This window comes from Diaphorobacter sp. ED-3, assembly GCF_027625375.1.
In the GTDB taxonomy this organism is placed as follows: Bacteria; Pseudomonadota; Gammaproteobacteria; order Burkholderiales; family Burkholderiaceae_C; genus Diaphorobacter; species Diaphorobacter nitroreducens.
In genome coordinates this window covers 1,852,048-1,875,997 of sequence record NZ_CP115182.1, presented here as the reverse complement: position 1 = coordinate 1,875,997, position 23,950 = coordinate 1,852,048, and the positions used below count along the sequence as shown (strand labels likewise).

Sequence of the window (23,950 nt, the reverse complement as noted above, 5' to 3'; positions counted from 1 at the left end):
GCACAGGCCCCCGCACCGCGGCCGCTAGCCCCGGCCGGGGGCGCACCCGATTTCAGCAATGCGTTCCATGCGCGCGCAGAGCACCCTCCCTGAAGGAAACAGCCATGCAGTCCACCAAGCAACAACTCAAGGCCCTGGCCGAAGCCCGGCGCGGCGTCATCGTGCCGGGCGCGTTCAACGCACTGTCGGCCAAGGTCATCGAAGATCTGGGCTACGAGGCCCTCTACGTCACCGGCGCGGGCGTCACCAACATGGGGTTCGGCCTGCCCGACCAGGGCTTCGTGGGACTGACCGACATCGCCGACCACACGGCCCGCATCCGCGACGCGGTGGAGCTGCCGCTGATCGTGGACGCGGACACGGGCTTCGGCAACGCCCTCAACACCTACCACGCCGTGCGCACGCTGGAGCGCGCCGGCGCCGACTGCATCCAGCTCGAAGACCAGGTGAGCCCCAAGCGCTGCGGCCACTTCAGCGGCAAGGCCGTGATCGAGACCAGCGAGATGGTGGGCAAGATCCGCGCCGCTGTGGATGCGCGGCGCGACGGCCTGCTGGTCATGGCGCGCACCGACGCCGCCGCCGTGCAGGGCTTCGACGCCGCCGTGGAGCGCGCGCAGGCGTACGCCGAGGCGGGCGCCGACATCCTCTTCGTCGAGGCCGTCACCACGGCCGAGCATGTGCGCACCCTGCCCCAGCGCCTGCAAGTGCCCCAGCTCATGAACATGGTCATCGGCGGCAAGACGCCCATCGTGGGCGCCGACGAACTGGGTCGCCTGGGCTACGGCTTCGTGCTGTACGCCAACGCCGCGCTGCAAGGCGCCGTGGCCGGCATGCAAAAAGTGCTGGCCCAGTTGCGCGACGCGCGCGAGGTGCGCGAAGACCCCACGCTGGTCGCCCCGTTCGCCGAGCGCCAGCGGCTGGTGGGCAAACCATTCTGGGATGCGCTCGAAAAGAAATACGCATGAAATCAGGCGCTAGCGCTTACCTGACAAGCGCAATCAGCTATCAAAACTACAGCAACTCCACCCCCTTGAGCGTGACGAAACTCGTCTCGCGCGTCACGCGCACGAAGTCCTGCAGGAAGGGCCTGGGCGAGAGCTGCGGCAGGCAGGCCGCGTGCAGTTCGCCGCGCAGGCCCCGCGCGCCGATGGGGCGCGCGGCCACGTAGCCCCGGTCTAGGTAGCCTTGCACCGCCCACAGTGGCAGGGCGGCCACGCCCCGGCCGCTGGCCACGAGCTGCAGCATGGCCACCGTCAGCTCGGTGGTGCGCCGGGGCGGGCGCACGCCGGCGGGCTCCAGCACCTGGCGCACGAGGTCCAGCATCTCGTCGGGTACCGGATAGGTGATGAGGGTCTGGTCCGCGAAGTCCTGGGCCTGCAGAAAGGGCTTGTCCAGCAACGGGTGGCCGTGGGCCAGCAACGCGCGGATCTCGAAGCCGAACAGGGGGTGGTAGTCCACGGCGCCCGCCTCCCCGGCGTCCAGCTCGGAGACGATGGCCAGGTCCGCCCGGCTCTGGTGCAGCAGGCCCACGGGGTCGGCGTGGAAGCCGCTCACGATGTCCAGTTCCACCTCGGGCCAGCGTGCGCGGAAGGCGTCCATGGCGGGCATCAGCCAGTCAAAACAGGTATGGCATTCCACGGCGATGCGCATCTGCCCACCCTGCCCTTGGGACAGGCGTGCCACGTCACGCTCAGCCGTTTCCACCTGCGGCAGCACGGCGTCGGCCAGTTGCAGCAGCCGCGCGCCGGTGGCGCTGAACTGCGGCGGCACGGACTTGCGCTCGAACAGCGGCGTGCCGTAGCGGTCCTCCAGCAGCTTGATTTGGTGCGACAGCGCCGATTGCGTGAGGTTGAGCAGCTGCGCCGCCCGCACCAGGCTGCCGCTATCACGCAGGGCCTGCAGCGTGCGCAGATGGCGGATCTCCAGGATGGATTGCATCATTAAAACTATTCAAGTTGAAAAGACAAAACTTTCGTTTGAATCATAAACACACTTGGCCGACCATCGCGGTTTTCTCTTGCACAAGGACTTCCGCACCATGGCCGCTTCCCCCATCCTCACCCATACGCTGGGCTTTCCCCGCATGGGCGCGCAGCGCGAACTGAAACTGGCGCTGGAGCGCCATTGGCGCGGCGAGATCGACGCCGCCGCGCTCGAAGCCGTGGGCGCCCAACTGCGCGCACGCCACTGGCAGGCCCAGCGCGACGCGGGCCTGGCGTTCGCGACCGTGGGCGACTTCGCCTACTACGACCACATGGCCCACCACATCCAACTGCTGGGTTGCGAAAGCCCGCGGTTTGGCTTCACCCCCGGCACGCCGGAGCTGGCACGCTACTTCGCCATGGCGCGGGGCGTGCAGACGCTGTCGGGCCATGGCGACCACGCCCCCGGTAGCACCTGCGGCGCAGGCTGTGCGCACGCGCCGCATCCCGGCGAAGGCCAGCCCGCGCTGGAGATGACGAAGTGGTTCGACACCAACTACCACTACCTCGTGCCCGAACTGCACGCCGACACTGCGTTCCGCCTGGGCAGCGAGCGCCTGTTCGCCGAAGTGGCCGAAGCCCAGGCGCTGGGCCACCGCGTAAAGGCGCAGCTTGTGGGGCCGCTCACTTTCCTCTGGCTGTCCAAGGAGAAAGGCGAAGCCCCATTCGACCGGTTGGACCTGCTGGACCGCCTGCTGCCCGTGTACGCGCAGATACTCGCGCGCCTGAAGGCCGAGGGCGTGGAGTGGGTGCAGATCGACGAGCCCATCCTGGGCCTGGACCTGCCCGCCACCTGGACGCAGGCCTTCGAGCCTGCGTACTGGCAGCTCGGCAAGGCCGGCCCACAGGTGCTGCTGGCCACCTACTTCTCGCCACTGGAGAACCATCTGCGCCTGGCCTGCCAGTTGCCCGTGGCCGGCCTGCACGTGGACGCCGTGCGCGCCCCACAGGAGCTGACGGGCGTGGCCGACTGGTTGCCGGCCTACAAGGTGCTGTCAGTGGGCGTGGTGGACGGTCGCAACATCTGGCGTACCGACCCCGACGCGGCCCTGGCCCTGCTGCGCCCCGTGGCCGCCAAACACACCGGACCGCTGTGGGTGGCGCCCTCGTGCTCGCTGCTGCATGTGCCCGTCAGCCTGGCGGGCGAGGATGCGCTGGACCCCGAGCTGCGCGGCTGGCTCGCCTTCGCCACAGAGAAGCTGGACGAGGTGGCCCTGATCGCCGGCCTGCTGGACAGCCGCGTAGCCGACAGCGACCCGCGCCTGGCCGCCGCGCGCGCCGCCATCGCCAGTCGCCGTGCCAGCCCGCGCGTGCACCGCCCCGCCGTGGCCGCCCGCCTGGAGGCGGCACCCGAGGGCTGCGACCAGCGCCGCTCGCCCTTCCCCACACGCCAGCAGGCGCAGCGCGCGCGCCTGCGTCTGCCGCCGCTGCCCACCACCACCATCGGATCCTTCCCGCAGACCCCGGCCATCCGCGCCGCACGTGCAGCCCACCGCCGTGGCGTACTGGGTGAGGCCGCATACCAGGCACAGATGCGCGCCGAGATCGAACACGCCGTGCGCAAGCAGGAGGAACTGGGCCTGGACGTGCTGGTGCACGGCGAGGCGGAGCGCAACGACATGGTGGAGTACTTCGGCGAGCAGCTGGACGGCTTCGCCTTCACGGCCAATGGCTGGGTGCAGAGCTACGGCTCGCGCTGCGTCAAGCCCCCTGTGCTTTACGGCGACGTGGCCCGCCCGCATGCCATGACGGTCGACTGGACCGTCTACGCCCAAAGCCTCACGGACAAACCCCTGAAAGGCATGCTCACGGGGCCGGTGACCATCCTGCAGTGGTCCTTCGTGCGCGACGACCAGCCGCGCAGCCGCACCTGCGAGCAGATTGCCTGGGCCATTCGGGACGAGGTGGTGGATCTGGAAGCCGCCGGGATCGCCATCGTGCAGATTGACGAGCCCGCCATCCGCGAAGGCCTGCCGTTGCGCCGCACAGGCTGGAAACCGTACCTGGACTGGGCCACGCGGGCCTTCCGCATCAGCGCCTGCGGCGTGCAGGACACGACGCAGATCCACACCCACATGTGCTACAGCGAGTTCAACGACATCCTGCCCGAGATCGCCGCCATGGACGCCGACGTCATCACCATCGAGACCAGCCGCTCCGACATGGAACTGCTGCGGGGCTTCGGCAGTTTCAAATACCCCAACGAGATCGGCCCCGGCGTCTACGACATCCATTCGCCACGCATACCCGGCTCGCAGGAGATGGCGCGCCTGCTGCGCAAGGCGGCCGAGGTGGTGCCCGCACACAACCTCTGGGTCAATCCTGACTGCGGCCTCAAGACCCGCAACTGGCCCGAGACCGAGGCCGCGCTGCGCCACATGGTGCAGGCCGCGCGGGCACTGCGCTCCGCCATGGCCTCCGCTTGACGGCGGGCAACCATCAACCCTGCGCCGCGTCAGTGCATGGCCCGCATCGGCTGGCATGGCGGCACAATGCGCCGCCATGCTCTATAACGCCCTCAAGCTCACCCACGTGCTGTCGATCATCGTCTGGATCGGCGGCATGGTCTTCGCCCATTTCTTCCTGCGCCCCGCCGTACAGATGCTGGAGCCGCCGCAGCGCGTGGCGCTGATGCACGGCGTCCTGCAGCGCTTCCTGGGCGCGGTCGCCATCGCCATCGTGGCCGTGCTGACGAGCGGACTGGGCATGATCGGCGCGGTGAGCATCGGCGCGGGCGGCGCCTTCTCGATGCCGCTGGACTGGACCATCATGGCGACCCTCGGCATCGTGATGATGGGCATCTTCGCCTACATCTACTTCGCGCTGCTCAGCCGCCTGGAGCAGGCCGTCGCCGCCTCCGACTGGCCGGCAGGCGGCCTGGCGCTGGCAAGCATCCGCACCTGGGTTGGCGTAAACCTGCTCATCGGCGTAGTGATTGTGGTGCTGACGCTGCTGATGTGAGACGCGCGGCGGCACCACATCGCCGCCGGCATAAAAAAAACGCGCCGTGAAGGCGCGTTTTTTATTTGGCGGAAACGGAGGGATTCGAACCCTCGATGAGGCTCTACACCCCATACTCCCTTAGCAGGGGAGCACCTTCGGCCACTCGGTCACGTTTCCAATCCCGCTATTGTAGCCTCATTTCAAGGCCATTTCGGCGAAACTTCAGGCGGCAGCCTGGTCCAGCTCGAACGCCTTGTGCAGCGTACGCACGGCCAGTTCCACGTACTTCTCGTCGATCACCACGGAGGTCTTGATTTCCGACGTGGAGATCATCTTGATGTTGATGCCCTCTTCGCTCAGCGCGCGGAACATCTTGCTGGCCACGCCCACATGGCTGCGCATGCCGATGCCAACGATGCTGACCTTCGCGATCTTGGCATCGCCCACGATTTCCTCGGCGCCCAGTTGGGGCAGCACCTTGTCTTTCAACAGATCGATGGTGCGTTGGTAGTCATTCCGATTCACCGTGAAGCTGAAGTCGGTCTTACCTTCCTTGCCCATGTTCTGGATGATGACATCCACATCGATATTGGCATCGGCCACCGCGCCCAGGATCTGGTAGGCGATACCGGGGGTGTCGGGCACGCCGATCACGGAGATCTTGGCTTCGTCGCGGGTGAAAGCGATGCCGGATACGACGGCTTTTTCCATTTGTTCGTCTTCCTCAAAGGTGATCAGGGTGCCGGACTTGGCTTCCTCGTTGATGTCGATGTCCCAGGACGTGAAGCTGGAGAGCACGCGCAGCGGCACCTTGTACTTGCCGGCAAATTCCACCGAACGGATCTGCAGCACCTTGCTGCCCAGGCTGGCCATCTCCAGCATTTCCTCGAAGCTCAGCGTCGTCAGGCGCCGCGCCTCGGGCACCACGCGCGGGTCGGTGGTGTACACGCCATCCACGTCGGTGTAGATCAGGCATTCGTGCGCCTTCATCGCGGCGGCGATGGCGACGGCCGAGGTGTCGGAGCCGCCGCGGCCCAGCGTGGTGATGTTGCCGCCCTCGTCGATGCCCTGGAAGCCCGTGACGATGACGACCTTGCCCGCGTCCAGGTCGGCGCGCACGCGCTTGTCGTCGATGGACTCGATGCGCGCCTTGGTGTAGCTGCTGTCGGTGCGCACGGGCACCTGCCAGCCGGCGTAGCTCACCGACTCCATGCCTTCGGCCTGCAGCGCGATGGCCAGCAGGGCCGACGAGGCCTGCTCACCCGTGGCGGCCAGCATGTCGAGCTCGCGATGGTAGGCGGAGGTAATGCGCGAGGGCGTGAGCTCCTTGGCCAAGCCCAGCAGGCGGTTGGTCTCGCCACTCATGGCGCTGGGTACCACCACCATCTGGTGGCCGGCCCGCGCCCACTTGGCCACGCGCTTGGCGACATTGCGGATGCGCTCGGTGGAGCCCATCGAGGTGCCGCCGTATTTATGAACGATCAGTGCCATGGAATTTCTGGAATGGCAGGGACGCAGATGCGCGGCGCTATTGCAAAAGCTGTTCTGGCGCGCCGCCGTCCCGTGCGGAAATGGGGACCAAAACCTGTTGATTGTACCAACCGAGCACCTCCGCCTCGCGGACCACATAGCCCCCGCCCACCTTCAGGTGAATGCGGTGCCCGCGCGTGGCACATGCGGCCAACTGGTCCAGCAATTCGTTCAGCTGTGCGGCCGTAGGCGTGGTGGCGTGGTGCACGCGCAGCCAGTGGCGCAGCACGTTCGCCTGGCGCGCCCTTCCCAATGCACGCAGCGCCGCAATGCGGGGCGGCTGGCCGATGGCCGCTGCATCGGCGGCGGCCAGTTCCTGCAGCAGCTCGCTGGCCTGCGCCGCGTGTTCACAACTGCGCGCAAAGGTGTCACGAAACTGCGGGAACGCCTGCTGCAGCGCCGGCAGCAACTGGCGGCGGATGCGGTTGCGCGTGAAGCGCTCGTCGGCGTTGGTCGGGTCTTCCACCCAGCGTTCGCCACGCGCGACCAGCCAGGCGCGCACGTCGGCGCCTGCCACGCGCAGCAGCGGCCTGCACCAGTCCAGGCCCGCGCGCTGCCACCGCGCCGGCATGGCGGCAAGCCCGGCTACGCCCGCGCCCCGCGATAGGGCGAGCAGCAATGTCTCGACCTGGTCGTCCGCATGCTGCGCCAACGCTATTGTTTTTATAGCCATCTGCGCTTGACAGTCAAGCGCCAACGCCTCAAAAGCCTTGTAGCGCACCTGGCGTGCCGCCTCCTCGGGGCTTTGTCCGGCAGCATGGCGCGCATCCACGCGGCGCACCCACAGCGGTATGCCCAGCCGCTCACACAAGGCCACGCAATGCTGCTCAAACCCGTCGGCCGCCGCCTGCAGTCCATGGTGCACGTGGAAAGCCACCACCTGCCCCGGCCAGCGCGCTGCGCAGGCCAACAGCAGTGCCGTCGAATCTGCGCCGCCGCTGAGGGCCACGGCCAGGGGCGGACGGGGCCGGAAGGCCGCGACTGCGGCGTCGAACGACTGGGTCAAGCGTCCCTCCTGCTGCGGCAGTGCGGGCGCGGTGGCGTATGGGCAGGCATGGCGGCCCGATTATCGGCGCGCGCCAGCGCCCCGCCACGCTAGCGCTGCAGTGCCAGCGGCGCCGCCCGACCGGCGCTTGCGGCCTCGTCGTGCAGCCGGAAGGTGCCCACCACGTCGGACAGGCGCACAGACTGGTCTTTGAGGCTGGCCGCCGCTGCGGCGCTTTCTTCCACCAGTGCGGCGTTCTGCTGGGTCATCTGATCCAAGTGCGCCACGGCCTGGCCCACCTCGCCAATGCTGGTGCTTTGCTCGTTCGTGGAGGCGGTGATCTCGGCCATGATGTCCGTGACGCGCTGCACCGACTGCACGATGTCTGCCATGGTGGTGCCCGCATCGTTGACCAGCCGCGAGCCCTGTTCCACCTGTGCCACCGACGAGCCGATCAGCGCCTTGATCTCGCGCGCGGCCACGGCGCTGCGCTGCGCCAGGTTGCGCACCTCGCCCGCCACCACGGCGAAGCCCCGGCCCTGCTCGCCCGCGCGCGCGGCCTCGACGGCCGCATTCAGCGCGAGGATGTTGGTCTGGAAGGCAATGCCATCGATCACGCCAATGATGTCGTTGATCTTGCGCGACGCCGCATTGATCTGCTCCATGGTGCTGACCACGTTGCCCACCACGGTGCCGCCGTGCTGGGCCACCCCCGCCGCCTGCGCCACCAGTTGGTTGGCCTGGCGGGCCGCGTCGGCGTTGTGGCGCACCGTCTCGGTGAGCTGCTGCATCGAGGCGGCTGTCTGCTGCAGGCTGGAGGCCGTCAGCTCGGTGCGGCTGGACAGGTCCTGGTTGCCCGTGGCGATCTCTTCCGACGCCAGGCGCACCGACTGGCTCGCATCCCGGATCTGCGCCAGCACACCCGAGAGCTTGGTGGCAAAGTTGTTGAAACTGCCCGCGATCTGCGCGAGTTCGTTCTCGCCCTGCGCGTCGATGCGGCGCGACAGGTCGCCGTCGCCCTCGCCAATCTGGTGCATGGCGTCGCGCACCTGGGTGAGTTGGCGCAGGCGCCGTGCCAGTACGCCGGCCAGCAGCAGGGTGGCGATCACCAGTACCGCAATGCCGGCCACCAGCGAAACGCGCAGCATGCTGGAGATGGCGGCCAGCGCCTCGTCACGGTCCTGGGCAATCACCAGCATCCAAGGGGTGTCCGGAACCTTGGAGACAGGCAGCAGCATGGGCCGGCCCTGCAGTTCCATGGCCTGCAGCGCGCCGCTTTGCGCAATGCCGGCCAGGCCCTGCGCCGACAGCGCGGGGGCGATGTCGGTCGCCGGCTTCAGCGCCAGCTTGGCGTCGGGGTGGGCGATGATGGCGCCGTCGCCTCCGACGAGAAAGGCGTAGCTGGACGGCGTGGGCTTGATGGAGGTGACGTTGGCAATCACCGCAGCCAGCGAAACGTCGCCGGCCATCACGGCCTTGACGCTGCCCCCTTCGCGGGCGGCGCGCGCGAAAGTCACCACCAGGCCGTTGCCGCCCGCGTCCGCATACGGGGCGGTGAGAACGCTCCCGCTGGCCTGAGCGGCTTGCTGGTACCAGGGCCGCGTGGTGGGGTCGTAATCGGGCGGCAGGTTCTGGGGCGACGAAAACGCCGTCCGCTTGTCGGCGTAGCCAAAGTAGCTGACCAGGAAGTCCCCCGCCTTGGACAGCATCAGCAGCGCCTTGGGAGGCTGCTCGTCATCCAGCGCCGCGCCTGCAGCTTCCACGATGGCCGCCTTGGCGTTGGCCCAGGTGCGCAGCGTTTCCACATGGCTGTGCGCGAGCAGTTGCGTTTCGGACGCCAGCGACGCATGGGCGTGCGAGCGGGCGGTCCACAGATTCGCCGCCGAGAGCGCGACCAGCGCCACCACGAGTCAGGCCAGCGATACCAGCAGAATCTGGCCCTTGAGAGACTTCCACAGAGACATACGTAACCCTTCTTCCTGCAGCGATGCGCGTCCGCACGAGGAAAGATAATACGTTTTGATACAAGTAAGTGACAAAAAAAGGCGGGGATTCCCCTCACCTTTTTTCAAGGATCGGCGCGACGCTGAGCGCGTGCGCCTCCCTCTTTAGCGGCTGTCCGCCTTGGTGTCCGTGAAACGGCCGTAGCTCTGCAGGCGCTCGTAGCGGCGGTCCTGCAGTTCCTTGGGCTTGAGGTCCGACAGCTGGCGGTAGGCATCGCCCAGGGCACGCTTGAGGAAGGCGGCCATCTGCTTGTGGTCGCGGTGCGCGCCCCCCACGGGCTCGTTCACGATCTTGTCCACCAGACCCAGGGCCTTCAGGCGGTGCGCCGTGATGCCCATGGCCTCGGCGGCGTCCTGCGCGCGGTCGCTGGTCTTCCAGAGGATGGACGCGCAGCCCTCGGGGCTGATGACCGAGTAAATCGAGTACTGCAGCATGATGACCTGGTCGGCCACGCTGATGGCCAGCGCGCCGCCGGATCCGCCTTCGCCGATCACCGTGGTGATGATCGGCACTTCCAGCTGGGCCATCTCGTAGATGTTGCGGCCGATGGCTTCGGACTGGCCGCGCTCCTCGGCGTCGATGCCGGGGTAAGCACCGGGCGTATCGACGAAAGTGAACACGGGCAGCTTGAACTTCTCGGCCGTCTTCATCAGGCGCAGGGCCTTGCGGTAGCCCTCGGGCCGGCTCATGCCGAAGTTGCGCGCGGTGCGCTCCTTGGTGTCGCGGCCCTTCTGGTGGCCCAGCACCATGCAAGCGTGGCCGTTGAAGCGCGCGAGGCCCCCCACGATGGACTGGTCGTCCGCGAAGTGCCGGTCGCCGTGCATTTCCACGAAATCCGTGAAGATCTCGCGCACGTAGTCCATGGTGTACGGGCGCTCCGGATGGCGCGCGATCTTCGTGATCTGCCAGGGGGTCAGGTCACTGTAGATGTCCTTGGTGAGCTGCAGGCTCTTCTTGCTGAGCTGGTCAATCTCCTCGGAGATGTCCACCGCGCTCTCGTTCTGCACATAGCGCAGTTCTTCGATTTTGGATTCCAGCTCGCCAATGGGCTGCTCGAAGTCCAGAAAGGTCTTTTTCGCCAACTTGTTTTCTCCTCGGGGCGGTGCCCGGTACCGGCCGCCCTGCGTTGTTCAGTAGTCCACCGGCAGGGGGGCGAGCGACCGCCAAATATACCAACTCGCCACGCTGCACCAGGGTTTCCACGCATCAGCCACTTCGCGCGCATCGCTGCGGCTGACCGGGTCGCCCGAAAAATAATGCTGGCTGATGCCCTGGATCAGCGTGGCATCGTCCAGCGGCAGCACGTTCGGCCGCGCCAGATGGAAGATGAGGAACATATCCGCCGTCCAGCGGCTGATGCCGCGGATCGCCACCAGCTCTGCAACGATGGCCTGGTCGTCCATCTGGTCCCACTGCTTCACGTGCAGCCGGCCGCTGTCGAAGTGCAGCGCCAGGTCCACCAGGTACTCCACCTTGCGGGCCGACAGGCCGGCCGCACGCATGTCGTCCACCTTGAGCTTGAGCACGCTGCGCGGCGTCATGCTGCGCGACAGCGCGGCGAACTGGTCCCACACGCGCTGCGCCGACGCCACCGACACCTGCTGGCCCACGATGGAGCGCGCCAGCGTGGTGAAGGCGTCGCCGCGCTGGCTCAGGGCCACGTTGCCCACCTGGGGAATCAGGCGACGCATCACGCGGTCCTTCTTGGTCAGATGCCGGCAGGCCTCTTCCCAATAGCTGGGGCGCGTGAGGGACGGATGTGTATCCGCTATTTTTTTAGTAGCTGCCACCGCTTACCCCACAAGCCCTACATGCCAATTTGAATCGAAACCCATTTACTGAGCCGCCTCCCAGGTCGTACCCGCGGCGGAGTCCTTGAGCACGATACCCTGCGCCAGCAGATCATTGCGGATGCGGTCGGCCTCGGCGAAGTTCTTGGCTGCCTTGGCGGCGGCGCGCGCGGCGATCTGCGCCTGGATGGCCGCCTCGTCCAGCCCGGCGCCTGCTTTCAGAAAGTCCTGCGGGTCCGCCTGCAGCAGCCCTAGGTGGCCGCCCAGCGCCTTCAGCAAGCCCGCCGCGGCGGGCGACTTGCTGCGGTTCACCTCACCGGCCAGGTCGAACAGCACGGCCACCGCTTCGGGGGTGCCGAAGTCCTCGTCCATGGCCGCCTTGAAGCGGGCGGCGTAGCCTTCGGCCCAGTCCACCTCGACCGGGGCCGGTGCCACCAGGCTCAGCGCGGTGTACAGGCGCTTGAGCGCGGCACGCGCATCGTCCAGGTGCACGTTGCTGTAGTTCAGCGGGCTGCGGTAGTGGCTGCGGACCACGAAGAAGCGCACAGTCTCCGCGTCGTATTCCTTGAGCACGTCACGGATGGTGAAGAAGTTGCCCAGGCTCTTGGACATCTTCTCGTTGTCCACGTTGATGAAGCCGTTGTGCATCCACAGCCGCGCGAACGGTTTGCCCGTGGCGCCCTCGCTCTGGGCGATCTCGTTCTCATGGTGCGGAAACTGCAGATCGGCGCCGCCACCGTGGATGTCGAAGCTCTCGCCCAGCAGCGCGCAGCCCATGGCGGAGCATTCGATATGCCAGCCCGGGCGCCCCTCGCCGAAGGGGCTGCGCCACTTCACATCGGCCGGCTCCTCGGGCTTGGCGGACTTCCACAGCACGAAGTCCAGCGGGTCGTGCTTGCCGTCCTGCACGGCCACACGCTCGCCGGCATTCAGCTCGTCCAGCGACTTGCCCGACAGCTTGCCGTAGCCGGGGAACTTGCGCACCGCATAGTTCACGTCGCCGTTGCCCGCCTGGTAGGCCAGGCCCTTGCCCTGCAGCGTGCCGATCATGTCCAGCATCTGCGGCACATAGGCGGTGGCGCGGGGCTCGTGCGTGGGACGCTCGATGCCCAGCGCGTCGGCGTCCTGGTGCAGCGCGTCGATCATGCGGTCGGTCAGGCTGCGAATGGTCTCGCCGTTCTCCACCGCGCGCTTGATGATCTTGTCGTCGATGTCGGTGATGTTGCGCACGTAGGTCACCGCCAGGCCGGATGCGCGCAGCCAGCGCTGCACTACGTCAAAGGCGATCATGGAGCGCGCATGGCCCAGGTGGCACAGGTCGTACACGGTCATGCCGCACACGTACATGCGCACATGGCCGGGTTCGAGCGGGGAAAACTCCTCCAATGCACGCGACAGCGTGTTGTAGATACGCAAGCTCATGGATGACGGGTCCAGGGAATCGGTGGGGGCGGATGGGTACGGTGCGCGCCCGGTGCGGCGCGCGACTCAGGGCGGGTGCGCGCGATGGGCGGTGCCGCGGGGCGTGCAGGCGGTCTGCCGCAAGGGCGGCGGGCCCGCCATCAGGAGCGGCAACAGCGTACCGGCATGACAAAACCCCTCCGCTACAATCGGCCGCAGTATAAGCCCGCACCGCGGCCCGACCGCGCTGCTCCGTCTCTCCAGCCCCTCCTCCATGACTCCTGCACGCCGACCCGCCCTCCGCTGCCTGCATCTGCTTGCCGCCACTGTGGCCCTGCTCGCAGCTTCATGGGCCCAGGCGGACGAGTACGCCGACATTTCCCGCCTGCTCCAGCTGGGCAAGCCCGCCGAAGCCATCGTGAAGCTGGACCAGCGCCTGGCCGCCACCCCGCGCGATCCGCAGTTGCGCTTCCTGCGCGCCGTGGCGCTGGCCGATTCCGGCAAGCCGGCCGAAGCCATCGATGCCTTCGTGCAGCTGACCGAGGACTACCCCGAGCTGCCCGAGCCCTACAACAACCTGGCCGTGCTCTACGCCAGCCAGAACCAGTTGGAAAAAGCCCGCGCAGCGCTGGAGACGGCGATCCGCACCAAGCCCGACTACGCCACCGCCCACGAGAACCTGGGCGACATCCACGCCAAGCTGGCCAGCCAGTCGTATCTGCGGGCGCAACAGCTGGACCGTGCCACGGCCGCCTCGGTGGCGCCCAAGCTCAAGCTGCTGCGCGAGCTGTTCGCCACCGAATCGAAGCCCGCCGCACCCCAGGCCGCCACCCCGGCCAGCCGCTGAGGTGCGCCGTCTTGGGCGCCGGCCCCGACCCCGCATAGCCGGGCGCCGCGGGCCCCCTAACCCTTTCGATCAAGGAGCAACCATGATTTTCAGAAGAAATATCACGCAAACGCTTGCTGGATGTGCGCTAGCAGCTATTGTTACAGTAGCAAATGCCCAGACCGCCGGTGCCGCAGCACCCCAGGTCAAGCTCGCCACCAGCCTGGGTGACATCGTGGTGCAACTGGATCCGGCCAAGGCGCCCAAGACGGTGGAGAACTTCCTGGCCTACGTGGCCGACAAACACTATGACGGCACGGTCTTTCACCGCGTGATCGATGGCTTCATGATCCAGGGTGGCGGCTTCACGGCCGACATGCAGCAAAAGCCCACCAAGGCCCCGATCCCGCTGGAAGCCACCACCGGGCTGAAGAACGACAAGTACACGATCGCCATGGCCCGCACGGCCAACCCCAATTCGGCGACCAGCCAGTTCTTCATCAACGTGGCGAACAACGCCATGCTCAACGCGCCCCAACCCGACGGCCACGGCTACGCCGTGTTCGGCAAGGTGGTGAGCGGTACCGAGGTGGTGGACAAGATCAAGGCCGTGGCCACCGGCAACCGCGGCATGCACCAGAACGTGCCCACGACCCCCGTGGTCATCCAATCCGCAACCCTGGTCAAGTAACCTGAAAGGACACCCGCCATGAGCAACCCACAAGTCGAACTGCACGTCACCATCAACGGTGCCGAAACGGCCACCCAAGGCGTCATCACGCTGGAACTGGACGCCGTGAACGCCCCCAAGTCCACCGCCAACTTCCTAAACTACGTGAACAAGGGCTTCTACGACGGCACGATCTTTCACCGCGTGATCAAGAACTTCATGGCCCAGGGCGGCGGCTTCACGGCCGATATGAAGCAAAAGCCGACCGATGCGCCCATCGAGAACGAGGCCGCCAACGGCCTGAAGAACGACAAGTACACCATCGCCATGGCCCGCACCGGCGACCCGCACAGCGCCACGGCACAGTTCTTCATCAACGTGGTGGACAACGCCTTCCTGAACCACACCTCCCCCACACCACAGGGCTGGGGCTACGCCGTGTTCGGCAAGGTGGTCAAGGGCGAGGACGTGGTCGACGCCATCAAGAAGGTGCGCACCACGCGCAAGGGCTTCCACGACGACGTGCCCTTCGACGCCGTGGTGATCGACAAGGCTGTGGCGCTGTAAGCCCTGCGATGACACCATCCGTGCCGCCGATGGACGAGCTGGCCGCGCCAGCCGCGTGGCGCACGGTGGACTTCATCTCCGACCTGCACCTGGAACCAGCCCAGCCCTCCACGGTGCAGACCTTGCGGCAGTACCTGCACAGCACGCCCGCCGACGCGGTGTTCCTGCTGGGCGACCTGTTCGAGGTCTGGGTGGGCGACGACGGCATCGACGAGCCGGGCAGCTTCGAAGGCGCCTGCTGCGCCCTGCTCGCCCAGGCCACGCACGCGAGGCCGTTGTATTTCATGCACGGCAACCGCGACTTCCTCGTGGGTAAGGGCTTCACGCGCCACACGGGTATACCCGTGCTGGCCGATCCCACGGTGCTCACGTTCGCTGGCCGACGCTGGCTGCTGTCGCATGGCGATGCGCTGTGCCTGAACGATGTGGAATACCAGCGCTTTCGCATCCTGGCACGCAACCCGCAATGGCAGGCCCAGTTGCTGGCGCGCCCGCTGCACGAGCGCCGCGCACAGGGCCGCAGCGCCCGCAGCGAGAGCGAGGCGCGCAAGCAGGCCGGCGCCGCGGTCTATGCCGATGTGGACAGCCCGGCCGCCATCGAGTGGCTGCGCGCCGCGGGGGCCCAGGCGCTCATCCACGGCCACACCCATCTGCCTGCGGACCATGTACTGGCCCCCGGCCTGGCGCGCCACGTGCTCACGGACTGGGACCTGGACGCCCACCCGCCGCGCGCCGGCGTGCTGCGCCTGACGGCCGAGGGCTTGCAGCGCCTGCCGCTCGTCCCCACGTAGCGGCATGGCACGTACCCGCGGACCCCTGCACTTCCTTCGCCAACTGGCCCTGCGCGTACGCGCCACCGTGGCCCCCCTCCCCGACATCTCCGCGCAACTGTGGTTGCAGACCCTGCGGCGCTACCCATTCCTGCAGGCGCTGCCACTGCATGACCAAGGCAAGCTGCGCGCCCTGAGTGCGCTGTTCCTGGACCGCAAGGAGTTCACCGGCGCCCATGGGCTGGTGGTGACCGATGCCATGGCGGTCTCGATTGCGGCCCAGGCCTGCCTGCCGCTGCTGCACTGGGGCGCTCCCGAGCGTGCGCTGGCCTGGTACGACGACTTCGTGGGTATCGTGGTGCATCCGGCCGAGGCCGTGGCGCGCCGCCAGGCCGTGGATGCCGCCGGCGTGGTGCACCACTACGACGAGGTGCTGTTGGGCGAAGCCATGGAGCGCGGCCCCGTCATGCTGAGCTGGCCCGCCGTGGACGGGGCCGGCCAGGGCGGACCGGATCGGCAGCCGGTCGCCACCAGCGTGGTGATCCACGAGTTCGTGCACAAGATCGACATGCGCAACGGCCCGGCCGACGGCTGCCCACCCTTGCCTCCGGGATTCATGGGCACGCGGGACGCGCGCGCCGCGCACGCGGCCTGGCGCGACGCCTGGGAGCCCGCGTACGAGCAGTTCCGCGAGCAGGTCATCATCGCCGAGCGTTTCGGCGGTGCATGGCCGTGGCTGGATGCGTACGGCGCCACCGCGCCCGCGGAGTTCTTCGCCGTGGCCTGCGAGGCGTACTTTGTGCACCGTGAACGTTTCGGGCAGGAATTCCCCACCCTGCTGCCCGCGCTGGATGCGTTCTTCGGCCGGCCCCTGCCCGGCTGAGGCGGCTTCGTTCCCGCCCCTCAACCGCCCGTCAGCGCGGCCCGCGCCGCCTGCGCAATGCTGGCGGCATCGACCCCAAAGTACGCACGCAGCGCCGCCCGCGTGTCGCTGCGGCCAAAGCCATCCGTGCCCAGCGCGCGGTAGCGGCGCCCCGCGGGCACATAGGCGCGCACCGATTCGGGCACGGCCCGCACATAGTCCGTGGCGGCAATGACCGGGCCGCTCGTTACCTCCAGTACCTGCGTAAGCCAGGGCTTGGCATCGCCTGCATCCCCCCTGTCACGCCCGGCCTCACAGGCCATGCCGTCGCGCGCCAGCTCGCTCCAGCTCGTCACGCTGACCACGGTGGCCGCGATGCCCTCATCGGCCAGCCGTTGCGCCGCCTTCACGACCTCGGTGAGGATCGCGCCGGAGCCCAGCAGGGTCACCGATTTTTGAGATGGAATCGGCTCCTCACGTCCTTCCGACGGGCGCAAATAGCTATTAAATACATAGCATCCACGCAGCACCCCTGCATGCGCCTCGGCCGGCAGGTCCGGCTGGGCGTAGTTCTCGTTCATGAGCGTGACGTAATAGAAAACGTCGCGCTGCTCGGTGACCATCTCGCGCATGCCGGCGTCCACGATCACGGCCAACTCGCCCGCGAAGGCCGGGTCGTAGGCCTTGCAGTTGGGGATGGTGGCGGCCACGAGGTGGCTGGAGCCGTCCTGGTGCTGCAGGCCCTCGCCGCCCAGCGTGGTACGACCCGAGGTAGCGCCCAGCAGGAAGCCGCGCGCGCGCTGGTCGGCGGCGGCCCAGATGGCGTCGCCCACGCGCTGAAAGCCGAACATCGAGTAGTAGATATAGAACGGCAGCATGGCCAGGCCGTGCACGCTGTAGCTGGTGGCGGCGGCCGTCCAGCTGGCGATGGCACCGGCCTCGCTGATGCCTTCCTCCAGGATCTGCCCATCCAGCGCCTCGCGGTACGAAAGCACCGAGCCGATGTCCTCGGGCGCGTAGCGCTGGCCCACGCTGCTGTAGATGCCCACCTGCTTGAACAGGTTGGCCATGCCGAAGGTGCGTGCCTCGTCGGCCACGATGGGGACGATGCGCGGGCCCAATGTGGCGTCCTTGAGCAGCGTGCCGAGCATGCGCACGAAGGCCATGGTGGTGCTCATTTCCTTGCCATCGGCCGCCAGCGCGAACTGCGCATAGCTGGCGAGGGGCGGCACGGGCAGCACGTCGCACACCGTTTCGCGCCGGGGCAGGTAGCCGCCCAGGGCCTGGCGTTGGCGGCGCAGGTACTGCATCTCGGGGCTGTCGTCCCCCGGCTTGTAGAACGCCAGTCCGGTGGCCTGCGCGTCGCTCAAAGGCAGGTTGAAGCGGTTGCGGAATTCGATGAGGTCGGCGTCGTCGAGCTTCTTCTGGCTGTGCGTGGTCATCTTGCCCTGGCCGGCCTGGCCCATGCCGTAGCCCTTCTTGGTGTGCGCGAGGATCACCGTGGGTTGGCCGCGGTGGCGCGCGGCGGCAGCATAGGCCGCGTGGATCTTCACCAGGTCATGCCCGCCGCGCTTCAAGCGGTCGATCTGCTCGTCGGTCATGCCTTGCGCCAGCGCGGCCAGTTCAGGGTTCTGGCCGAAGAAGTGGTCGCGGTTGTAGCGCCCATCCTTGGCGGCAAAGGTCTGCATCTGGCCGTCCACCGTGCCTTCGAGCGTGCGCACCAGCGCGCCGGTCAGGTCGCGGGCGAGCAGGCCGTCCCAGTCGCTGCCCCAGACGAGCTTGACCACGTTCCAGCCCGCGCCGGCAAACAGGCGCTCCAGCTCGTCGATGATGCGGCCGTTGCCGCGCACCGGGCCGTCCAGGCGCTGCAGGTTGCAGTTGACCACCCAGACGAGGTTGTCCAGACCCTCGCGCGCGGCCAGGGTGAGCGCGCTCATGCTCTCGGGCTCGTCCATCTCGCCGTCGCCGAACACGCCCCACACCTTGCGTGCGGAGCAATCCAGCAGGTTGCGGTGCGTGAGGTAGCGCATGAAGCGCGCGTGGTAGATGCTGCTGATGGGGCCGATGCCCATGGAGCCGGTGGGGAACTGCCAAAAGTCCGGCATGAGCCAGGGGTGCGGGTAGCTGCTGAGGCCGCGCGCGCCCTGCGCTGGGGCGGTGATCTCCTGGCGGTAGTGCATCAGGTCCTGCTCGCTCAAACGCCCTTCGAGGAAGGCGCGCGCGTACACGCCGGGCGCGCTGTGCGGCTGGAAAAACACCAGGTCGCCCCGGTGCTGGCCTTCGCCCAGACCCTCGCGGGCGCGGAAGAAGTGGTTGAAGCCGCTCTCGAACAGGTCGGCCGCACTGGCGTAGCTGGCAATGTGGCCGCCGAGTTCGCCGTACGCCTGGTTGGCGCGCACCACCATGGCCAGCGCGTTCCAGCGCATGATGGACGCCAGACGCTCCTCGATCGCCAGGTCGCCGGGGAACACCCCCTGCTCCTGCACGGACACGGTGTTCACGTAGGGCGTGTTCAGGCCGGGGCGCCAGTCCACGCGCAGTTGGCCGGCCAGCCGGTTCAGCTCGTCCAGCAGAAAGCGCGCGCGCTTGTATCTTTAAACCAGACCAGCGCGGTAGAGTCTGAACGCCGTTGAGGCGGCCAGACCGGCCCGTGCAGTTTGGTAGGCGCTGGGGTGATAGAGCCCGTGACTGAGTACAGAACGCATGGCCGCCGCGCTGGTCTTCGTGAAGCCCGAACGGTTACGCGCGCCTTGATTGAGCGCGCATGCACAAGCAAGGGATCTGAAGATCATGTCTGTTACCTCTGTGACGGTGGGCATCGACGTGGCCAAGGCGCACGTGGATGTCTGTGTGCTGGGTGCCAAGAGCAGCGCCCAGCGGTTTGACAACGATGCCGAAGGCCACTCGGCGCTGGCGGCTGCCCTGCAGCCCCTGGACGTGGGTCTGGTGGTGATGGAGGCCACCGGCGGCTACGAGGCCGCGTTAGCGTGTGCCCTGCAGGCCACAGGCCTGCCCGTGGCGGTCATCAACCCGCGCCAGGCGCGCGACTTCGCCAAATCCATGGGACGCCTGGCCAAGACCGACGCGGTGGATGCGCGCACGCTGGCCGAGCTGGCAGCGGTGCTGCTGCGCCGCGACGATCTGCAGCGCTTCTTGCGCCCCCTGGCCGATGAGCGCCAGCAGTGGCTCGCGGCCCTGGTCACGCGCAGGCGCCAGTTGCTGACCATGCTCCATTCGGAGCGCCAACGGCTGCAGATCACGCCCAAGAAGCTGCACGCCAGCATCGAGGCCATCGAGGCGGCGATCAAGGCGCAGCTCGATGAGATCGAAGAGCAGATGGTCACGCATGTGCGCGAGCACTTTGGGGAGCTCGACACGCTGCTGCAGTCGGCTGCGGGAGTCGGCCCGGTGGCCAGTGCCACGATGATTGCCGAGCTGCCAGAGCTGGGCCGGCTGAACCGGCGCGAGATCGCTGCATTGGTGGGCGTGGCGCCCATGGCCAATGACTCCGGCGGCAGCAAGGGCAGGCGGCGCGTACAAGGCGGGCGCTTCGAGATCCGCCGCGTGCTGTACATGGCAACGCTCACGGCCACCCGCTACAACCCGGCCATCAAGGCCTTCTACGAGCGTCTGAAGGCCGCTGGCAAGTTGCCCAAGGTCGCCCTGGTCGCTTGCATGCGCAAGTTGCTCACCACGCTCAACGCCATGGTGCGCACTGGAAAACCTTGGGACAAGTCGCTTCATTGCGCTTGACTTCGAAGACGGTTACTCAGGCCCTCCCGAGGCCACCAGGGCCTGCAGGGCGTCGCGCCATTCGGCGGTTTCCTGGGGGTCGGTATCGGGGCTGGCCGCGGCAGCGAGGGTAGCCAGTGTTGCGAGGGGTGTGGGGGCGTTCATCGCGCCACTGTAGGCCCCGCATACCGAAATAGGATGCCGATTCACACGATGTTTCACCCTTCATCGGCACAATATGCCGCTCATGGAATGATTTTCAGCATATGAAGCTTGACGCTACCGATTTGCGCATCCTGGCCGAACTGCAGGCCGATGGCGCGCTGTCCAATGTGGAGCTGGCGCGGCGCGTGCACCTGTCGCCCTCACCCTGCCTGGCCCGGGTCAAGGCACTGGAGGCCGCTGGCGTCATCAGCCGTTACGTGGCGCTGGCCAACGCCACGGCGCTGGGGCTGGGGCTCAATGTGTTCATCAACATCAGCCTGAAAAGCCAGAGCAAGGAGGCGCTCTCGGCCTTCGAACAGCGCATCGCCGAGCATGACCAGGTGATGGAGTGCTACCTGATGACGGGCGACAGCGACTACCTGATCCGCGTGGCGCTGCCCGACATCGCGGCGCTGGAACGTTTCATTCTCGAGCAGCTCACGCCCATCCCGGGCATCGAGAAGATCCGCACCAGCTTCACGCTCAAGCAGGTGCGCTACAAGACGGCGTTGCCTCTGCCAACGCCGTAGCGGTCAGCGGCTGGCAGGCGGCGTCGCCTGCGCCGGTATGCGCGCGACGTTGCCCGCCGCCATGTCTCCAGTGGCCACGCGGCGGCGCAGCTCGGCCAGCACGGCCTTCAGGCGGCGCGCATTCTCAGGGCCCATGCGCACCAGCATCTTCTGACCGCTGGAGAGTGCCTGCAGTTGGGGGTCCACGAATTCGTAGCGCACCCAAGGCCGGGTGGACGGCACCTCGCCCACCACGGGCACCAGCCGCACCTGCAAGGGCCCCGCGGGCTCGGGCGCGGCGCGCAGGTGGTCGAGTACCGCCACCAGGCGGTCGTTGAAGTAGCGCCCGGGAAAGCCCAGTTCTTCATAGGCCGCCTGGAACAGCGGATACATGCGGGCATAGAGCTTCACCGCAGCGTCCACGGGCACGGCTTCGGCCAGCGTGACGAAGGCTTGGTAACGCGCCGCGTTGGCCGGTGCGATGGCCTGCGCAGGCGCATCCTGCGCCCCTTCCACCGTGAAACGGCCGGGCGTGGGCTGCACGGGCCACATGCGCGAGGGTGCCTGGGCGCGTGCCAGGTTGTCGATGGTCGCCACCATGCGGCGCACCAGCCCCTCGGGCTGCAGCAGCGCCGCCGCCTGCGGCCCCAGCAGTTCCGCCAGCGCGCGGGCCACGTAGGCGTCGGAATCGGCCAGCGCGGGCAGCGCGTCGGCCGGGGGTTCCAGCACTTCCACCGGGTTCTGGGGGCCCGACGCGGGTACCTGCGGCGCGGCGGCGGGGGGGGCGGCCTCGACGGCGGGGGCCGCGGGCGCGGGTTCGGGGGCCTGGGTGTGGCGCCACCCGAACCACCAGGCGGCGCCCGCGGCGGCGATCGCCACCAGGGCAATGACGGTCCAGACAGAGACCGAGGACTCCTGCCGGGGATGGAATTCGGCGGGGTCTCGTACAGGCATGGCGGTCCTTTCTCCACGAGGCCCCTCGCACCGTACAAGAGGCACCTTCGCTTCAATATTGATAGCTATTAGCGCTTGACCCGCCTATGCTACAGCCCTGTTTCATATAAAACCACGTTAAACCACCAGAGGTTACGAGGCTTACCACCGGGGTCAACCGGCGGCGCCTGCGGCCAGGCCGTGCAGCCAGGCCATGGAATCGCGCAGTTCCTCCGGGCGGATTTCGTGCATGCCCGGGTACTCGCGGTAGCTCAGCGCCAGCGGCAGCGTCCGGACATGGTCGCGTATGGCCTGGGCACTGGCCAGCGGAATGACGTTGTCCTGCACGCCATGGCTCACCCAGAGCTGGCGCCCCGCCAGCGCGGCCGGCTGCGCCGCATGGGGCAGCGCCTGCGGCAGCAGCCGGCTGTGCCAGACCATCGCGCCGTGCAGCAGTTCAGGCCGCGTGAGCAGCAGGGTCAGCGCCATGATGCCGCCCTGGCTGAAGCCGCCCGCCACCACGCGCGCGGCGGGAATGCCCAGCTGGCGCGCCGCGGCGTCCACGGTCTGCGCCACCAGCGCGCGGCTGGCGGCCTCCTGCGGCTCGTTGATGCTGCGCGCGCCATCCGCTGCCACGGTGAATTCGAACCAGGCATTGGCCGTCGGCCCCATGCGGTACGGTGCGCGCAGGCTCAGCACGTGGTATTGCGGGGGTACATACGGGGCCAGGCCGAACAGGTCCTGTTCGTTACTGCCCACGCCGTGCATGAGCACCAGCAGCCACGGCTCGGAGCCGGGCGTCGCGGGGCGGTGAAGGAAGGAAAGGGGTAGGTCGAGCATGGGCAACGTCGTGATGGGGGAAGTGTCAGGCAGCCTGCAGCGCGAAGGCGTCCATGGCCAGCATGCCATACATGACTTCGCGGCTCAGATAGTGCGCCTCGGCGCCTTCGCCGGCAGCGCCCAGCGCAAAGAAGATGGGCAGGAAGTGGTCTTCCGTGGGATGCGCACGCCGGGCATGCGGCGCACGGGTGCGGTAGTCCAGCAGGGCCGCGGTGTCGCCCTGCTCCAGCTGCGCCTCGATCCAGCGGCTGAATTCCACCACATAGGGCGCGGGCTGGTCGGCGCCGCCAAAGAACTCGGCCAGGTTGTGCGTCATGCTGCCGGAGCCCACGACCAGCACGCCCTGCTCGCGCAGGCCGCGCAGCGCCGCACCCATCGCATACACCTCTGCCGGACCGGCACCCACGGGCAGCGCGACCTGCACCACGGGCACGTCGGCCTGCGGGAACAGATGCATCAGCGGCACCCAGGCGCCATGGTCGAAGGGGCGCGCCGCGTCGCCCCGCGCGTCGATGCCAGCCTGCTCCAGCAGGGCCAACACCTCCTGTGCCAGGGCGGGTGCTCCGGCAGCCGGGTACTGGAGCGCATAGAGCGGACGAGGAAAACCGCCGAAGTCGTGCCAGGTCTCGGGCTGCGCCCCGGTCATGACGGTGGCGCCGCGCGCCACCCAGTGCGGCGACATGATGACCACGCCGCGCAAGCGGGGGTACTGCGCCTTCAGTTCGGCGCCCCAGCGGGTGAGCGCCGGGCCGGTACTGCCGGGCTCCAGCGCAAACAGCGGCGCGCCGTGCGAGACGAACAGCACGGGCAGCGCGGCAGCGGTCGTCGAAGAGGTGACAGAAGGGGTATGGGGGGTGTTCATGGCAAAACCTCAGTCCAGATTGCAATCATGTGGGAGCGACATGCTTGATGCCAAGCGCCATAGACCCCATCACAGCGTCCCATCCATCGCACCAATGCGATGTGAAAGCAGCGTCACTCCCCCAGATGGGGCCGCCCGCGCAATGCCTTGACACCTCCGCGCCGGCTTTTGGACTCCAGCCGCCGCTGCTGCGATCCCAGCGTGGGCCGCGTGGCACGTCGCACGCGCGGCGGCCGCGCCACGCTGTCCACCAGCGCCTGCAGGCGCGCCAACGCATCCAGGCGGTTGGCCTCCTGGGTGCGGTATTGCTGGGCCTTGATGACCAATACCCCCTGCTGGGTGATGCGGCTGTCGCGCAGGGCCAGCAGGCGCTGTTTCACATCTTCAGGCAATGAAGAGGCCGCGATGTCGAAGCGCAGGTGCACGGCGCTGGACACCTTGTTCACGTTCTGCCCGCCCGCCCCCTGGGCGCGCATGGCGGTAAGTTCGACCTCGGCCGGGTCCACGCGCACGCCGGAAGAAGGATTGCCGGAGGCCATG

The 23,950-nt window shown here is 67.7% G+C and carries 22 protein-coding genes, 1 tRNA gene and 1 pseudogene; 10 read left to right on the top strand and 14 right to left on the bottom strand.

Features of this window, described 5'->3' with window-relative positions:
- Window positions 1-104 precede the first annotated feature (104 nt).
- The gene (locus PCQ86_RS09305) at window positions 105-965 is read left to right on the top strand and encodes an isocitrate lyase/PEP mutase family protein (protein WP_270175334.1); all 861 of its coding nucleotides are present in this window, start codon (window positions 105-107) and stop codon (window positions 963-965) included.
- 46 nt (window positions 966-1,011) lie between these two features.
- On the opposite strand, the gene PCQ86_RS09300 is transcribed toward PCQ86_RS09305, so the two are convergent.
- On the bottom strand, window positions 1,012-1,941 hold the full coding sequence (locus PCQ86_RS09300; protein ID WP_015913563.1) for a LysR family transcriptional regulator: 930 nt from the start codon (window positions 1,939-1,941) through the stop codon (window positions 1,012-1,014).
- Between the two features lie 97 nt (window positions 1,942-2,038).
- Between PCQ86_RS09300 and metE the strand changes: the two genes are divergently transcribed.
- Together metE and PCQ86_RS09290 are read left to right on the top strand one after the other, a co-directional pair.
- Entirely contained in the window at window positions 2,039-4,408 is a 2,370-nt protein-coding gene (gene metE / locus PCQ86_RS09295; RefSeq protein WP_270175333.1) for a 5-methyltetrahydropteroyltriglutamate--homocysteine S-methyltransferase, read from the top strand.
- Window positions 4,409-4,484: 76 nt separating this feature from the next.
- On the top strand, window positions 4,485-4,943 hold the full coding sequence (locus PCQ86_RS09290; protein ID WP_187148577.1) for a CopD family protein: 459 nt from the start codon (window positions 4,485-4,487) through the stop codon (window positions 4,941-4,943).
- 66 nt (window positions 4,944-5,009) lie between these two features.
- Here PCQ86_RS09290 and PCQ86_RS09285 read toward each other — a convergent pair.
- The 7 genes from PCQ86_RS09285 to cysS form a co-directional block, all read right to left on the bottom strand.
- Window positions 5,010-5,102 (bottom strand) — tRNA-Ser (locus tag PCQ86_RS09285).
- Window positions 5,103-5,147: 45 nt separating this feature from the next.
- On the bottom strand, window positions 5,148-6,416 hold the full coding sequence (locus tag PCQ86_RS09280) for an aspartate kinase (protein ID WP_011804900.1): 1,269 nt from the start codon (window positions 6,414-6,416) through the stop codon (window positions 5,148-5,150).
- A 37-nt stretch (window positions 6,417-6,453) separates the two neighbouring features.
- Window positions 6,454-7,461 carry a tRNA lysidine(34) synthetase TilS gene (gene tilS, locus PCQ86_RS09275; protein WP_220637593.1) on the bottom strand — a complete coding sequence of 336 codons (1,008 nt, stop codon included), beginning with the start codon at window positions 7,459-7,461 and terminating at the stop codon, window positions 6,454-6,456.
- 89 nt (window positions 7,462-7,550) lie between these two features.
- The gene (locus PCQ86_RS09270; protein WP_270175332.1) at window positions 7,551-9,347 is read right to left on the bottom strand and encodes a methyl-accepting chemotaxis protein; all 1,797 of its coding nucleotides are present in this window, start codon (window positions 9,345-9,347) and stop codon (window positions 7,551-7,553) included.
- 201 nt (window positions 9,348-9,548) lie between these two features.
- Window positions 9,549-10,526 (bottom strand): acetyl-CoA carboxylase carboxyltransferase subunit alpha, encoded by a 978-nt coding sequence (locus tag PCQ86_RS09265; protein ID WP_011804898.1) that lies wholly within the window; start codon window positions 10,524-10,526, stop codon window positions 9,549-9,551.
- Window positions 10,527-10,574: 48 nt separating this feature from the next.
- On the bottom strand, window positions 10,575-11,234 hold the full coding sequence (locus PCQ86_RS09260) for a DNA-3-methyladenine glycosylase family protein (RefSeq protein ID WP_270175331.1): 660 nt from the start codon (window positions 11,232-11,234) through the stop codon (window positions 10,575-10,577).
- Between the two features lie 45 nt (window positions 11,235-11,279).
- Entirely contained in the window at window positions 11,280-12,656 is a 1,377-nt protein-coding gene (gene cysS / locus PCQ86_RS09255; RefSeq protein WP_172207193.1) for a cysteine--tRNA ligase, read from the bottom strand.
- A 253-nt stretch (window positions 12,657-12,909) separates the two neighbouring features.
- Between cysS and PCQ86_RS09250 the strand changes: the two genes are divergently transcribed.
- The 5 genes from PCQ86_RS09250 (at window position 12,910) to PCQ86_RS09230 (ending at window position 16,351) form a co-directional block, all read left to right on the top strand.
- The gene (locus PCQ86_RS09250) at window positions 12,910-13,482 is read left to right on the top strand and encodes a tetratricopeptide repeat protein (protein ID WP_196995404.1); all 573 of its coding nucleotides are present in this window, start codon (window positions 12,910-12,912) and stop codon (window positions 13,480-13,482) included.
- Between the two features lie 82 nt (window positions 13,483-13,564).
- The gene (locus PCQ86_RS09245) at window positions 13,565-14,152 is read left to right on the top strand and encodes a peptidylprolyl isomerase (RefSeq protein ID WP_270175330.1); all 588 of its coding nucleotides are present in this window, start codon (window positions 13,565-13,567) and stop codon (window positions 14,150-14,152) included.
- An 18-nt stretch (window positions 14,153-14,170) separates the two neighbouring features.
- Entirely contained in the window at window positions 14,171-14,698 is a 528-nt protein-coding gene (locus tag PCQ86_RS09240) for a peptidylprolyl isomerase (RefSeq protein WP_047351425.1), read from the top strand.
- An 8-nt stretch (window positions 14,699-14,706) separates the two neighbouring features.
- Entirely contained in the window at window positions 14,707-15,489 is a 783-nt protein-coding gene (locus tag PCQ86_RS09235) for a UDP-2,3-diacylglucosamine diphosphatase (protein ID WP_270175329.1), read from the top strand.
- A gap of 4 nt (window positions 15,490-15,493) precedes the next feature.
- The gene (locus PCQ86_RS09230; protein WP_270175328.1) at window positions 15,494-16,351 is read left to right on the top strand and encodes a zinc-dependent peptidase; all 858 of its coding nucleotides are present in this window, start codon (window positions 15,494-15,496) and stop codon (window positions 16,349-16,351) included.
- 20 nt (window positions 16,352-16,371) lie between these two features.
- Here PCQ86_RS09230 and mdeB read toward each other — a convergent pair.
- A pseudogene (mdeB, locus tag PCQ86_RS09225) lies at window positions 16,372-18,918 on the bottom strand (alpha-ketoglutarate dehydrogenase); the annotation flags it as partial.
- 202 nt (window positions 18,919-19,120) lie between these two features.
- Between mdeB and PCQ86_RS09220 the strand changes: the two are divergent.
- Window positions 19,121-20,083, top strand: coding sequence for an IS110 family transposase (locus PCQ86_RS09220; RefSeq protein ID WP_011804582.1), 963 nt, complete (start codon window positions 19,121-19,123; stop codon window positions 20,081-20,083).
- A gap of 12 nt (window positions 20,084-20,095) precedes the next feature.
- Here the strand turns inward: PCQ86_RS09220 and PCQ86_RS09215 are convergent, their stop codons facing one another.
- A complete protein-coding gene (locus PCQ86_RS09215; RefSeq protein WP_270175327.1) occupies window positions 20,096-20,227 on the bottom strand; it encodes a hypothetical protein in 132 nt (43 codons plus the stop codon).
- 101 nt (window positions 20,228-20,328) lie between these two features.
- On the opposite strand from PCQ86_RS09215, the gene PCQ86_RS09210 reads away from it, so the two are divergent.
- Window positions 20,329-20,796 carry an Lrp/AsnC family transcriptional regulator gene (locus tag PCQ86_RS09210; RefSeq protein WP_011804889.1) on the top strand — a complete coding sequence of 156 codons (468 nt, stop codon included), beginning with the start codon at window positions 20,329-20,331 and terminating at the stop codon, window positions 20,794-20,796.
- Between the two features lie 3 nt (window positions 20,797-20,799).
- On the opposite strand, the gene PCQ86_RS09205 is transcribed toward PCQ86_RS09210, so the two are convergent.
- The 4 genes from PCQ86_RS09205 to arfB form a co-directional block, all read right to left on the bottom strand.
- Window positions 20,800-21,729 (bottom strand): DUF3014 domain-containing protein, encoded by a 930-nt coding sequence (locus PCQ86_RS09205; RefSeq protein ID WP_270175326.1) that lies wholly within the window; start codon window positions 21,727-21,729, stop codon window positions 20,800-20,802.
- 153 nt (window positions 21,730-21,882) lie between these two features.
- A complete protein-coding gene (locus PCQ86_RS09200) occupies window positions 21,883-22,548 on the bottom strand; it encodes an alpha/beta hydrolase (protein WP_015913579.1) in 666 nt (221 codons plus the stop codon).
- Window positions 22,549-22,573: 25 nt separating this feature from the next.
- On the bottom strand, window positions 22,574-23,410 hold the full coding sequence (locus PCQ86_RS09195) for a DODA-type extradiol aromatic ring-opening family dioxygenase (protein WP_270175325.1): 837 nt from the start codon (window positions 23,408-23,410) through the stop codon (window positions 22,574-22,576).
- Between the two features lie 113 nt (window positions 23,411-23,523).
- Window positions 23,524-23,949, bottom strand: coding sequence for an alternative ribosome rescue aminoacyl-tRNA hydrolase ArfB (gene arfB / locus PCQ86_RS09190; RefSeq protein WP_011804885.1), 426 nt, complete (start codon window positions 23,947-23,949; stop codon window positions 23,524-23,526).
- Window position 23,950 lies beyond the last annotated feature (1 nt).

Coding starts and splice junctions, on each gene's coding strand:
- cysS (WP_172207193.1), bottom strand. CDS start 12,656: ATGAGCTTGCGTATCTACAACACGCTGTCGCGTGCATTGGAGGAGTTT.
- PCQ86_RS09230 (WP_270175328.1), top strand. CDS start 15,494: ATGGCACGTACCCGCGGACCCCTGCACTTCCTTCGCCAACTGGCCCTG.
- PCQ86_RS09240 (WP_047351425.1), top strand. CDS start 14,171: ATGAGCAACCCACAAGTCGAACTGCACGTCACCATCAACGGTGCCGAA.
- PCQ86_RS09290 (WP_187148577.1), top strand. CDS start 4,485: ATGCTCTATAACGCCCTCAAGCTCACCCACGTGCTGTCGATCATCGTC.
- PCQ86_RS09305 (WP_270175334.1), top strand. CDS start 105: ATGCAGTCCACCAAGCAACAACTCAAGGCCCTGGCCGAAGCCCGGCGC.
- PCQ86_RS09300 (WP_015913563.1), bottom strand. CDS start 1,941: ATGATGCAATCCATCCTGGAGATCCGCCATCTGCGCACGCTGCAGGCC.
- PCQ86_RS09280 (WP_011804900.1), bottom strand. CDS start 6,416: ATGGCACTGATCGTTCATAAATACGGCGGCACCTCGATGGGCTCCACC.
- PCQ86_RS09220 (WP_011804582.1), top strand. CDS start 19,121: ATGTCTGTTACCTCTGTGACGGTGGGCATCGACGTGGCCAAGGCGCAC.
- metE (WP_270175333.1), top strand. CDS start 2,039: ATGGCCGCTTCCCCCATCCTCACCCATACGCTGGGCTTTCCCCGCATG.
- arfB (WP_011804885.1), bottom strand. CDS start 23,949: ATGGCCTCCGGCAATCCTTCTTCCGGCGTGCGCGTGGACCCGGCCGAG.
- PCQ86_RS09215 (WP_270175327.1), bottom strand. CDS start 20,227: ATGAACGCCCCCACACCCCTCGCAACACTGGCTACCCTCGCTGCCGCG.
- PCQ86_RS09250 (WP_196995404.1), top strand. CDS start 12,910: ATGACTCCTGCACGCCGACCCGCCCTCCGCTGCCTGCATCTGCTTGCC.
- PCQ86_RS09200 (WP_015913579.1), bottom strand. CDS start 22,548: ATGCTCGACCTACCCCTTTCCTTCCTTCACCGCCCCGCGACGCCCGGC.
- PCQ86_RS09235 (WP_270175329.1), top strand. CDS start 14,707: ATGACACCATCCGTGCCGCCGATGGACGAGCTGGCCGCGCCAGCCGCG.
- PCQ86_RS09245 (WP_270175330.1), top strand. CDS start 13,565: ATGATTTTCAGAAGAAATATCACGCAAACGCTTGCTGGATGTGCGCTA.
- PCQ86_RS09195 (WP_270175325.1), bottom strand. CDS start 23,410: ATGAACACCCCCCATACCCCTTCTGTCACCTCTTCGACGACCGCTGCC.
- PCQ86_RS09205 (WP_270175326.1), bottom strand. CDS start 21,729: ATGCCTGTACGAGACCCCGCCGAATTCCATCCCCGGCAGGAGTCCTCG.
- PCQ86_RS09210 (WP_011804889.1), top strand. CDS start 20,329: ATGAAGCTTGACGCTACCGATTTGCGCATCCTGGCCGAACTGCAGGCC.